The organism is Myxococcus xanthus, assembly GCF_013116825.1.
Lineage (GTDB): Bacteria > Myxococcota > Myxococcia > Myxococcales > Myxococcaceae > Myxococcus > Myxococcus xanthus_B.
In genome coordinates, this window is the sequence record NZ_JABFNS010000025.1 from 23599 (window position 1) to 35811 (window position 12213).

Here is a 12213-nt window from a genome sequence, read left to right on the forward strand (position 1 = left end):
ATGATGTCGCCCCGTTCATTCCGAGCGCTGGCCTGCACTGGTGCCCTCTCCCTCCTGGGGGCATTCCCCGTATGGGCGGCGCCCATCGAGTCGCCCGGACCGCGCGAGATTGCCCGTATCGGGACTTCTGACAGCCATGTGCTCTGGCTTGAGGGAGAGGGGGGCGCGGTCAACGTGGCCGTCATCGCCCAGTATCCGCAGCGTCCACTCGTGGCCCCTCGTTTCTTCCAGACGCACTCGGCGGCGGAGGTGTTCCTGGCCGTGGCACCCGAGGGGCACGCGCTGCCCCCGGCCCTGGCGGACCACGCGCTCGTCGCGATGGATGAGGGCGAAAGAGCGCAGCTCCGGCGGCAGAACGAGGCAGAGCTCTCCGCCCTACCGACCACCTTCCCCGATGAGCCTCGCTCGCTCACCGGGAGCTGCTCGGCCTCGAACCGCGCCTGGGCTGCCTCCGTCTATGGGGACCCCACCTGCGGGGACCCAAGCCAGGAGGTCATCCACACGGCCTTCACGAGCGACTCCTACTGCAATTCCCCGGACTGTGACTTCCCACTCGGCAGTGAGGACGGCTATCAGTGCTCCCCTCAATTGCTCGCCTGCGACAGGGTTCGTGGCACCGCGACGCGAGTCCGTCTGCGCGCCACCCACTGGAACGGGGCCCTGTCATTCAATCATCCAGGGCACTCCATGCACTTCGCCGTGCTGAACTGCGCAGGCAATGGGCCGGTGACCTTCAACTTCAGCCGAGGCACGGGGGCCGACAGCTTGCAGCTCAACCCTGGACAGATGGGGAACGTCAAGCTCGGGGCGCACATCGCTCCGGCCGTCGCAGCAAAGCGCGTCACCATGGGCCGGTGGACCGAGGGCCTGCCCGCGAGCGGCGACTCGTACGTCTCCAACGCCATGTCGGTGGCCGACAATTCTGGCACGGCGGACGCCGTGCTTGCCTGCGGAGACATCATCACTCGTTACACCATGTCGGACCTGACCGTCCCCGCCTGTCACAACTACGCTGACCTCGCGCTCTGCAACGGCACGAACTGCAGCAACGCCTGCTATTACACTTGGTAACGGGCGGGTTGCTCCGCCCTCGCTTCCGGACGGACTTGCTCCGGGCGAGGGCGAGCTGCTAGGGCACGCGCCCGTCAATGACCAAGACCTCCTTCGGGCGCGCACTCCTCCCGCTGTTGCTGTGCTGTTTGTTCACCACCGCTTGTTCCTCTGAGGGGCCCGTGGGCCCCCAGGGGCCGGCGGGACCGCAAGGGCCGCAGGGCCCCGCGGGCGGACCTCCAGGGCCGCAGGGCCCCGTGGGGCCGCGCGGAGAGCAGGGCCTGACGGGCCCACGAGGCCCGATGGGCGTGGAAGGCCCGCGCGGCGTCATGGGGCCCCAGGGCTCGCAGGGGCCCAAGGGCGACACGGGCGAACAGGGCCCGCCTGGCGCGACGGGCGCGCAGGGCCCCCAAGGCCCCCGGGGCGACACCGGCCCGGCGGGCCCCATGGGCCCTGTGGGGGAGTCGCCGGAGATCTGCACGCCCGGAGAGTTCTTCTGCGAGGGAACAAGGCTGTGGGCCTGCACACGCTCGGGCACCGACGCCGTGCTGAACATGAAGTGTGCGGGGGGCACGACGACGAATCCCATGGGGTGCTTTACGAGCGCCTGCGCCCCCGGCGACGCCGCGTGCTGCCGCACTGAGAGGCCCACGTGTCGGTGGACCATGAGCCGCCCCATCACCAGCACGGGTGCGGGTTACGAGAACACATATGGCGGCTTCGTTTCGCCTGATCACTTCTACTGCTACGCGCCCTCGAGCTGCCTCTCGGCGGATTCCTTCACCGTGCAGATGGGAATCACGGGCAATGAGAGCGTCACCTGTGGCGCGGTCTTCTCGACGTTGATCATCCGGTTGACCCGGCCCATGACGACGCCGGGGCAGGTCTTCAGCCTGCCCAATTCCAGGGTGTCGCTCTCCCTGTTCGCGGAGGAAAACGCCCGGGCCTGTTCGAACTGGACGGGCACTGTGACCTGGCATTCCGAGGTCCCGGCCTGGAGCGTCAGCGTCAACGCGACCTGCTCGGAGACGGGCAAGAGCCACATCCAGCTTGTGGGCTCCTACAGCGGCGACACCTGAGCCGCCCACGTCCTGTCCTCACCCGACGGGGCGTGGCTGCTGGACGCTGGAGCCGCGCCGGTCCGGACGTGATGCAAGGCCAGGACCGCACGGGGCGCTTTCGCCGGGATTCCGAGCTCGCGGGCGGACCTTGCCTCCACGCCGCAATCATCTCTCGCCTCAATAAGGGAATCAGGGCGTCCGGCCGCTTGAGTCATGGCCCCCACGTTCGTGGGAGGCCTTTGCTCGCGAGGTCCACGATGCCGTCTGTGTTGCGTCCGTCCTGGGTGCTGCTCTCCTCCTGCGTCCTGTCGCTGTCCACGCTCTCCGCCTGCGACGAATCCGGCCCCACTCCAGATGCAGGCACCTGGCTTCCCGAGGACTCGGGGGCGCCGGACTCCGGCGCTCCTGATGCGAGCGCGGAGACGCCGTGGGATGGCGGCTACACCGTGCTGGAGGAACGCGGTGATTGGATTGACCGGGGCCGCTACTCGCCATGCGACTTCAATCAGCAGGGAGACCCCACCACCATCCGGTGTGATGACCTGTCGCGCTACGACGTTTCGCAGTGCTCACCGGAGGCGCTCTCCCAGGTGGCGCAGCACGGCATCTACCTGGCGGACATGCGAGGTGAGCGCCTGCTGTCTGACGGAGGGACCCAGATTGCCCCCGACTTCACCACCTACCAGCTCTTCTCCGACGGAGGGACGGACACGCTCAACGGCCAGCCGTTGCTGACGCGGAACACGGACGGCGGGAGCTTCTTCGTCGTTGGCAGCCGCACCAATCCCTTCAATGGGGCCGTCACTGTCACCGCGCTCGCCGGCTGCCAGGTGCCCTCACCCGGCATCATCACGGGCTGCTACGCCCGTTGCACCAACGGAAGGTTCAGCCGGGCCGGCACCTTCGAAGCGTGGCGCATGCCCTCGCAGCGAGGGGAGGGCGAGTCCTCGGGCGGGCTGCGCCTCATCTCCGAGTCCCCCGTCGCACTGGGGGATGCCGTGGACGTCTATGTCACGAAGAACCACGCCTACGTCGTCTCCATCGACGACCTCGGCGGCACCGGCAACGGCGGGCTCACCGTCTTCGACGTGAGTGACAGGGCGCGCCCCATCTTCAAGGCCTCCATCAGTCTGCCGGGGGACTCGAGCTGGAATGGCGTGTGGGCCAAGGAGGATGCCCTCTACATCGCCGGCAACCGCGCGGGCGTCGTCGTGTATGACATCTCCAACCCCGCGCAGCCAGAGTACGTGCGCCACCTGCCCGCGGGCCAGGGGGCGCACACCGTGCTGGTGGACGGAAACCGGCTCTATGCGATGTCACCCGGCGAGGTGACCTATGTGCACGACGTCACCTCGCCGCTGGCGCCTGTCCTGCTCCAGCTCATCACCGTGCCGTCCGAGTTCTCGTCGGGGGGCGCGCACGATGCCTTCGCGTACGAGGGCCGGCTCTACGTCAGCAATGGCTTCGGTGGTTACTCCATCATGGATGTCACCGACCTCGGCAACGTGCGGCACCTGGGCCAGTACGTGCACGGCTTCAACGCCTATGCGCACCACAGCGCCGTGGGGACCTTCGCCGGGCGCACCATCGCCTTCGAGGGCACTGAATTCAATGGCAGCCACCTGCGCGTGCTGGACGTCACCGACCCGGCGAACATCGTCAAGATGGGGGAGTTCCGCCTCAGCCCCGTCACGTCCATCCACAACCTGATTCTGAAGGGCCACCTGCTCTACGTCGCCTGGTACCACGAGGGCGTGCGCGTGCTGGATGTGTCCAACCCCACGAAGCCGCGCCAGGTGGCGCACTACAACACCTTTCGTGAGGGCGACCCCGGCCGCACGGACAACCTCTTCGAGGGCACCTTCGGCATCCGAGTGCCCGGCGACGGGTACGTGTACGCCGCCGACTCCGTGCGCGGCCTGCTCATCGTCAACGAACTCTGAGCGTCCCACGGCGTCGCTGGCGCAGTGGGGCTGAGAGGTTGCGCCTCAGCGGGCCGCGGCCTTGGCGCGCTCGACCTGGCGCGCCCGGGCACAGCCTTCGTTGACGCCCAGGTCACACGCCTTCTTCAGGTCGGACAGCGCGGACTCGAGGTCCCGCAGGTGGTAGTGCGTCCCGCTGCGCTCCATGTAGGCCAGCCCGTGGTCGGGATTGCGTTCGATGAAGGCCTCCCAGAGCGGGAGGATTTCCTTGAAGCGCCGCTCGCGCGCCAGGGCGTAGTCCCGTTGCTGCACGGTGCGGAAGTCCTCCGCCCCCTCGCCTTGCTCCTCCTCGGCCAGTGCCTCCGCCTGCTGTGGAGATTGGACGACCCATGCACGCCGCCGCGCCACCTCGGGGTTGCCTGGAGCGAGCTCCCCAGCCAGTTCCAGCAGGCTCAACGCTTCCTCGCGGCGTCCGGCCTTGTGCGCCTCCCAGGCGTCGTAGATGACCCCCTTCACCACGTGGTCCCGCAGGGCCCGTCCGTCCGAGTCCGTCGCGTCCAACCGCAAGGCGTGCAGGAGGTCCTTGCCCGCGGGTTCCCACTTCCGGCTGTTGGAGAAGATCCGAGCCCGTTCGAAATAGACGGACGCACGAGCGGGCCGCAGGGCCACGGCCCGGTTCGCCTCCTCCAGCGCGGCGTCCAGGGCCTTGGTGCGGCGCAGTTGCTTCGCCCGAGCCAGCCTGAACTCCCAGTAGTCGCCAGCTGACAGTGCCTGGGCGAGCAGGACCAGTCCCTGGTCGTGCTTGCCCTGGACCGCCATGTCGTGTGCGCGGTCAAAATCGGCGAAGCCGCGCAGGAAGCCCACCTTGGGGTGAGCAAGGCTCTGCGCCTCGGCGAAGGCGTCCATCTTCTCGTAGGTGCCACCCCAGCGTGGGGCGAGTCCGTGGAGATAGACGGCCCGGACGTCCGCACACGTGGGGCACTGCTCCATGGCGCGGGTGTAGGCGCGCTCGCGAGCCTCATCGTCGCCCAGCGCGTTCGCCACGTAGATGAGCGGCCGCGCCGCCGCGACCGCCTTCGGCTGGAGTGACCACGCTCGGACGAGATCGGGCACCGCGCGTTCGAAGGCTTCATGCATCCCGGCGAATTCCTCCTTCGCCGTTGCGCCCACGGTCTTCCCCCCGCGGCGCAGGTATCCCACCGACACCCAGTGGGTCCCCCTCGCGAGGTAGGGCGCGAAGGAGCGCGGTGACGCTTCCACCCAGGCGTCGAGGAGCTCCGTCGATTCGGAGGAGCCGTTGCCGAGCGCCAGGATGCCGTCCGTCATCCAATGCTCGTCCTGGGGGTTCGACTCCATGCCCCACTGGAGCTGCTCGACCGCCAGCGTCAGCTCCTCGAACTGGCGTCGGAGCAGGAGCGAGCGCAGTGCCACCCCGTCCACATGCCCTTGGGGGACTTTGCCCCCCTCGCGCCCGGCAGGCGTCACGATGGGGAGCCCTTGCGGCGCGGGGCCGGGGGCGGGTGTCAGGACGGGCTCCTGGCGCGCCGCGATGCGCGCTTCGACTTCGGCGCTTCGCGTTGCCCGTGAAGCGGTCACGGCAAGTCCGGCGCCCAGGCCTATAACGAGGACTCCCGCGCCGAGCGCGGTACGAAGAGATGGCATTGAGCCTGGCATCCTACTCAAGACAGGCCGCTGCGTGCCTTCCTGGCCGTCTTCTGGACAGGGAGCGTGGACCGGGGCAGATGTGTGCATACCGATGGCCTCCCGTCCGCCCTCCGTCCGTGCCTCCTCCCCCCGGACGCAGAAGACGAAGCAGCTCCCTGCCAGCGCCCGGCGCGCCGTGAGGAAGGATTCCAGCCCGGGCTGGGGCCGCTGGATGTTTGGCGCGTGGCTGCTGTTCGTCGTCTGGCTCAGCGTGGAGTACGTGCGGCTGCCCGACGTCCGCGTGCTTCAGACGCAGAACCCGCGCACCACCGCGCTCATCACGCAGCGGGCCGAGGAGGCGCTGGCGGAGGGGAAGAAGCCCCGTGTGCGGCAGGCCTGGGTGCCTCTGGAGGCGGTGGCGCCGCACGCGGTGGACGCCGTGCTGAGCTCCGAGGACGCGCGCTTCTACAAGCACGAGGGCGTGGATTGGATCGAGGTGGAGAACGCCCTCGAGCAGTCCGTGCGGAAGGCGCGCCTGGGCCGCGGCGCGTCCACGCTCACCCAGCAGTTGGCCAAGAACCTCTACCTCTCCACGGACCGCAGCCTCCTGCGCAAGGGCAAGGAGTTGCTGCTCGCCCGCCAACTGGAGACCCATCTGTCCAAGCAGCACATCCTCACGCTGTATGTGAATGTGGTGGAGTGGGGCGAGGGCGTGTATGGCATCGAGGCTGCGGCGCGTGAGCACTTCGGTACCTCGGCGCGGGCGCTCTCCGTGGCACAGGGGGCGATGCTCGCGGGCATGCTGCCCGCCCCACGCCGTTGGCTGCCCGCCCAGAAGCCCGAGACGCTGCGCATCCGGGCAGGCGCCATCATCGGGAGGCTGCAGCGCGAGGGCCGCATCACCGCGGCGCAGGCCCGCGAGGCGCAGGCCGAACTCTCTCGCTTCTTCGGCGAAACCTCCGTGCCCGGCTCCGTGGTGGAGGCCATCTCCCGGCTGTCCTCGGAGAGCTGAGCCGCGGACCCGGCCAGGTTTGCCTCGACCAATGGGGACCGTGCCGCCGGGGCCTCCCACTACCTCGGCGTGTTGATGAGCGTCAGCCGGTGGGGCTCCGGCGTCGCCCAGTTCTGGGGGCTGTTTCCAGACAGCAAAACCCCGTCGAGGATCACGTTGCTGTCGAAGAAGTAGAGTGCCCCGCCCTCCGGTGCCCTGTTGTTACGGAACTCGCCGCCGCGGAACGTCCATTGGTTGCTGGCCGGGAGGTGCGCGGTGTTGACCGCGCCGCCCACGCCTCCGAACTGGGTCCGCGGACCGGTGCATTCGTTGCCGTGGAAGATGTTCCCGGTGGCGACACCCGAGCTGGTCGGCGCAATCAACATCAGCGCGCCGCCGAACGCGGGCGCCTTGTTGAAGCGGAACTCGTTGTGGTTCAGGTTCACGTTCGCGCGTGAGCCAATCCAAAGCGCGCCACCGGCGTTCTCGGAATAGGAGCCCTCCGCGCCCGCGCCGTTCTCGCCGTCGATCTTGTTGCCGTACTCCAAGATGCAGTGTTCCAGGAAGTCCGACCCGGCGTCCGACGTCGCCGCCAGGCGAAGTCCAGCCCAGCCTCGGGCGGGATTGTTGGCGGTGAAGACAATGGGGCTGGCCGCGGTGCCCTGCGCGGTGATTCGCCCATGCACGGCGAGCTTGTGGTGTCCCATGAAAATGAGGTGGACGCCGGGCTCGATGGTGAGCCGGCTCCCCGCGGGAACTGTCAAGTCACCCGTCACGTGATATGGCGAACCCGCGCGCGTCAGGGTGCGCGTCGTGAGGCTTCCGGAGATATCCGTCCCATTGGACGTGCTCACCGCGACCGTGGTGCTCGCGGTGGTGCTGCCGCTCTCGTTGGTTGCCGTGAGCGTGTACGTCGTCGTTGCTGTCGGGCGGACCTGCACCGACGTTCCGGTCACCTCACCCACGCCGTAATCGATGGAGAGCTCCTGCGCGCCGGTGACCTCCCAGGACAACTCGGCGGACTCGCCCGGAGCGATGGTCGCCGGGTTTGCTTCGAAGCGAAGGATGTTGGGGCGGTCCGGGATTGGATCCGGCGAACTGCAGGCGGTGGCGACCGCGACTACGGACAAGAGGGCCAGGACGAAACGACGCGAGTGGAGCATGCGCCCGTTCTATCTCAACAGGGGAGGCCCGATAATCCAAGTGCCAGCGGGTACTCCTGGCGTGCCTACATCCACGTCGCGTCACACCGGGGGCACATCGTGGCGCGCTCATACTCCTCTCGTGGGCCCTCGAAGCCGCAGGCGTAGCAGGTCCGCAGCGTCTTCAAGACATGCGCTGCCATGGCAGGCGTGGACTCCGTGCTCCAACTGGGCGCGGCGCTGGCGGCGGGGAGGGCCATCCCCGGCTCCCAGACGAGCTCGCATTGCAGGTCGGACAGTGGCTCCAGGGGACCGTCGACCACGGCTGCGATGAAGGCTGTTGGTAGTGTGGCCGCCGCGTGGCGCTTCACAGCCAGGCTGCCCGGTGAAACCTGGGGGCCTATCTTCATGTAGGCGGTGACGCTCAGGCCCCCAGACATCACGGTGTTGAGCAGTGATTCACCGAGGTCGATTCCCATGGAGACCTCGCTTGACACCGCCTTCATGTCACTCTCCTTGGGAATCTCCAGGGTGTCGAAGAGCTTCCACGCGGGCCGCACGCGCCCGGCGTTGGGGTGAAGACTCGACTCCACCTGGAAGTGGACTTCATCGAACTCCGGGGGCAGTTCGAGCGGAAGGCGCCACCGCACCACGCGGCCTCCCGTCAGAGGTGGCAGCGGGAACTGGCCCAGCGTCCGGTGCGCGGAGCCCTGCTTCTGCCTGCCCATCACCAGCACGGACGACGGGGTGGTGGCGAGGGGCTCGAAGGCGGCCTGGAGCCACACGACGGCGGTGGCCTGCCCGAGTGGATTGCGAATCACGGGCTCCACGTGCAGGTGGACGGAGCCGAACTCTCGGGGGGTACGTCCGACGTGGTCGAGGACGTCCGCGTAGAAGTCATCCATGCCGCGCATCCTCGTCGAGCCAGCGGCGTATGGACAAACGGGAATCTCTTGGCCACACCCGCTTCCGTCACTCGTGCAGGCGGGCGGACTTCCAGGACGTGCATCAAATCGCCGGCGTATGGCAGCGGGTGAGCGGGCGCGTGGAGGCGTTCGCGCCTTGAGCGGCATGGCGCTCGCTGGGCGCATGCATTGAGGCGCTGTCATTCGTGGGGGATAATCGCGCCGATGCTCATCGGGATTCCCGCACTCGACGCGACGGACTGGTCACGGCTGGTACACGCCTATGGCCGCGCCACTGATACGCCTGAACACCTTCGTGCCCTGCTCGCCGAAGACACGCGGGCCCGCCACGCAGCCATGGCGCACCTGTGGTCGGCCATCATCCATCAGGGCACCGTCTTCCCCGCGACGGCTCCAGTTGCACTCGTCATCCTCGGGCTGCTTGACGACGCGAGGCTGGATGCGGGCGAGGAGCCCGTTCGCGCGGAATTGCTCTTGTTCCTGACGCGTGTGGTGGATGCCTTCGAGCGGAGCGGCGCGACGATGGAGGAACTGGAGTCGATGGCCCGGTTCGACCTGGGGCCGCTCCTGGACGCGGACGACGATGATGCCATCTACGAGGACGAGGACGCCTCGAACGCGCTCCATGCGCAGTCCGTTCTTGCGTGTGCCCGGGTGGCGCCGCTCCTGACCCGCTCGCTGCTGGCCAACCTGGACCATCCGGATGCCCGGGTGCGGATGCACGCGGCGATGGCCGCCACCGGGCACGCCGCGTCACCGGCGTCGGACGTACGACCGGACACACTGGCGGAACGGCTGACGGAGATGGCGAAGCGGACGGGGGATGTGGCGGAGCGTTGCTCCCTGCTCCTGGCGCTGGGAGAACTCAACGTGTCCCTGGAGAACTTCCTGTCGGATGCGGAGCCCTCGGTGCGCCTCTGCGCGGCGATGGCGCCGTCCCTGGCGCGGAGCGAGGTCGCGACACGCGAGCTACGCACCGCGCTGGAGCAGCATGCCGCGCACATCAACGACTGGTTCCCGGTGAAGCCGCCGCAGCTTCCGATGCAGCCGCGCTTCACGGTCGTCCAGCGACTCTTGGAGCGCGTCCCTGACTTCGACCTCGTGGTGGACGCGGCCGTGGCGGTCGCGCGGACCACCAAGAAGTCCTGGGTGGACTTCGAGTGGGGGCCCCTCCTCGTCCACGCCTTTCCGAGTGGAGATGGCGTGGTGAGGACAGACGCACAGCGGCGCTTCCTCGCCGCGCTCGTGGACGCCTCGCACCTCTGGGACCCGCGCTTCGGCAACGCCGGGGGGCACTTCCGGAAGGCGGGGCTCCCCTATGAGCGCGAGGCGTGCGCGAGGCTCGTGAGCACGGCGTGAAGGGGCGGGCTTCCTCGCTGTGTCCGAAGTAACGGCGCTCTCCCGGGTTTCAGAGGACGCCAAACGGCTCCTCTGGCCGGTGGAGGAGGGAGGGGGCGATATGTCAGTACACGCCGCAAGCGCTCATGGTAACGCTTTCAGTCCCGACGAATCCGGCAGAGGATATGTGACTGTCGCGTACAATCCGGAGTCCTACCCGATTCTGCACAGGCATTGGGCGTACGTGCTGGCGCCTGGCGGGGAACTCCTTGGTCCCCGATTCGTCGGTCGCTAGAATCTCCAGGGGCCAGCAGCAACAGCGTTTGGGATTAGACAGTGTCAGGCGGTGTGTGGGTTTCCACGAGTCCGCCTGCGGAGTGTTTGCCCTAGAGTGCCTCCAACTCGTATGCGTTGGGGTACGCCATGGCTATCACGACCCGACAGCCTGTCTTTCATGCAATGCGAAGTCTGCTGGGCATGGGCTCCGCCTCCAATGCAAAAAGCGCGGCACCGAGCACGACGACCGCGACGAAGGCATCTGACGTAGCTCCGGATTGGAGGGCGACGTCGGCAAACCTCATGGAGTCCTTCATCCAGTCCGGATACGTGATTGGAATCAACAAACCCGGCATCGCGAATCTCGAAAAGAAGATCATGGGTGAGATGGAGGCGTTCATTCGCGACAACCCGAAGCTGTCGGCGGACGAGCTCGACAAGGCTGCGAAGCGGGTCACGATGCGTCATCTGTCCATGGCGAGGACGGATGGCCAACGGGAGGCGAAAATCAAGGCTCGCCTTCAGGAGCTCCAGCAAGACCGCTGGGGCTGATGGCTGTCCACCTCAGCGTCTCGAACGGCGGCCGACGTGGTGGCTTCCCTCCAAGGGAAGGGGACCGGTGCTCTCGCCGTCGGCTGGCGGCGCAACGCTTCGGTGAGCCCAGGCCCCTGTGTCAGGGGCCTGGGCAGGTCCGACTCACCGTCAGGTGAGTTGGACCGCGGTTACTTCCTGCCCTTGAAGGAGTCGAGCGAGGGGCAGTAGGTGGCGTACCCGTGGCCGGTGATGGCGCCATCTTCGTAGAGGCCATTCAAGTCGAAGGCCACGAAGTGCGATTCGGGAGGGGTCCCGCTCTGGACGCAGGTGGGGCAGAGCGAGGCCGCCACAGGTGTGAAGGTGAGGCTCGTGCTGTGCAGGAAGTACGCGGTAGTGAGCACGCCCTCGAAGTCGACGAGCGTCGCTGTCGGCTCGCCCGACATGGAGCCTACCTGCGGCGTTGCGTCCACCGGCATTCTCACCTTGTGAACGTTGACCAGCTGCGGCGGGAGTGGTGAATCCTCGGAGGGGCACTCACCCGGCGCGCCGTTGTTGAGCTCGATCCAAAGCTCCCACGGTGCCTCCGGGTTGTCCGTCTCTTCGTATCCGAAGTAGGCGCTGGTCAAGACACGCTGGTTCTCGCCCAGTCGAACCGTGGTCGCGGTTTCCTGGCACTCGCCTTCGCAAACGGTGAACGGATCCGGGTTGGTGCCGGCGTCGGGGTCGGTGCCGGCGTCCGGGTCAGTGCCTGCATCCGGGTCGGTGCCTGCATCCGGGGCGGTGCCTGCATCCAGGTCGGTGCCTGCATCCGGGTCGGTGCCTGCATCCGGGTCGGTGCCTGCGTCGGGCTCAGTGCCCGCGTCCGGCTCGGTGCCCGCGTCGGGCTCAGTGCCCGCGTCCGGCTCGGTGCCCGCGTCGGGCTCAGTGCCCGCGTCGGGCTCGGTGCCCGCGTCCGGCTCGGGCTCAATGCCGGCGTCCGGCTCGGGCTCAATGCCGGCGTCCGGCTCGGGCTCAATGCCGGCGTCCGGCTCAATGCCGGCGTCCGGCTGAACACCCGCATCAAATCCCGCGTCCGGTGTCGGATCGACGTCATCGGAACCACAGCCGGAAAGTGCGGGAGCGACTGTGAGGGAGAGTATCAACAGGGAGCGTATCGAGAGTCGCAGGTTCATTTCGTTGATTGTCACGGATTTGTCGCGGAGATGCGAGGGGGCCCGGCCTTCTGCGTCACAGCTTTGTTTCATTGAGGCGGACGTGTCCACATGCCGCGAACACGGTTTCTGGCCGTCTCCAGCGCTTCACGCCGAGCTTTCACGATGTTTCCGGGAC

10 protein-coding genes are annotated in these 12213 nt (G+C 67.7%); 6 read left to right on the forward strand and 4 right to left on the reverse strand.

Annotation, left to right across the window (positions count from 1 at the left end):
- The first annotated feature begins 3 nt into the window (after positions 1-3).
- The 3 genes from HNV26_RS09655 to HNV26_RS09665 all read left to right on the forward strand — a co-directional run bounded on the left by HNV26_RS09655 (position 4) and on the right by HNV26_RS09665 (position 4054).
- On the forward strand, positions 4-1071 hold the full coding sequence (locus tag HNV26_RS09655) for a hypothetical protein (RefSeq protein WP_253816392.1): 1068 nt from the start codon (positions 4-6) through the stop codon (positions 1069-1071).
- A 644-nt stretch (positions 1072-1715) separates the two neighbouring features.
- The gene (locus HNV26_RS38295) at positions 1716-2129 is read left to right on the forward strand and encodes a hypothetical protein (protein ID WP_253816398.1); all 414 of its coding nucleotides are present in this window, start codon (positions 1716-1718) and stop codon (positions 2127-2129) included.
- 239 nt (positions 2130-2368) lie between these two features.
- Positions 2369-4054 (forward strand): LVIVD repeat-containing protein, encoded by a 1686-nt coding sequence (locus HNV26_RS09665; RefSeq protein WP_171441907.1) that lies wholly within the window; start codon positions 2369-2371, stop codon positions 4052-4054.
- A gap of 45 nt (positions 4055-4099) precedes the next feature.
- Here HNV26_RS09665 and HNV26_RS09670 read toward each other — a convergent pair whose 3' ends face one another.
- Entirely contained in the window at positions 4100-5464 is a 1365-nt protein-coding gene (locus tag HNV26_RS09670) for a DUF4034 domain-containing protein (protein WP_366816820.1), read from the reverse strand.
- 325 nt (positions 5465-5789) lie between these two features.
- On the opposite strand from HNV26_RS09670, the gene mtgA reads away from it, so the two are divergent.
- A complete protein-coding gene (gene mtgA / locus HNV26_RS09675) occupies positions 5790-6689 on the forward strand; it encodes a monofunctional biosynthetic peptidoglycan transglycosylase (protein WP_171441905.1) in 900 nt (299 codons plus the stop codon).
- A gap of 59 nt (positions 6690-6748) precedes the next feature.
- Here mtgA and HNV26_RS09680 read toward each other — a convergent pair whose 3' ends face one another.
- Together HNV26_RS09680 and HNV26_RS09685 are read right to left on the reverse strand one after the other, a co-directional pair.
- A complete protein-coding gene (locus HNV26_RS09680; RefSeq protein ID WP_171441904.1) occupies positions 6749-7831 on the reverse strand; it encodes a beta-helix domain-containing protein in 1083 nt (360 codons plus the stop codon).
- 65 nt (positions 7832-7896) lie between these two features.
- Complete coding sequence (locus HNV26_RS09685) at positions 7897-8715, reverse strand: hypothetical protein (RefSeq protein WP_171441903.1); 819 nt, start codon at positions 8713-8715, stop codon at positions 7897-7899.
- 225 nt (positions 8716-8940) lie between these two features.
- Here HNV26_RS09685 and HNV26_RS09690 point away from each other — a divergent pair, with 225 nt between their 5' ends.
- Together HNV26_RS09690 and HNV26_RS09695 are read left to right on the forward strand one after the other, a co-directional pair.
- Positions 8941-10095 (forward strand): hypothetical protein, encoded by a 1155-nt coding sequence (locus HNV26_RS09690; protein WP_253816393.1) that lies wholly within the window; start codon positions 8941-8943, stop codon positions 10093-10095.
- A gap of 402 nt (positions 10096-10497) precedes the next feature.
- Positions 10498-10902, forward strand: a complete 405-nt coding sequence (locus HNV26_RS09695) for a hypothetical protein (RefSeq protein WP_171441901.1) — start codon at positions 10498-10500, stop codon at positions 10900-10902.
- A 170-nt stretch (positions 10903-11072) separates the two neighbouring features.
- On the opposite strand, the gene HNV26_RS09700 is transcribed toward HNV26_RS09695, so the two are convergent.
- Entirely contained in the window at positions 11073-12056 is a 984-nt protein-coding gene (locus tag HNV26_RS09700) for a hypothetical protein (protein ID WP_216611988.1), read from the reverse strand.
- Between the last annotated feature and the right edge of the window lie 157 nt (positions 12057-12213).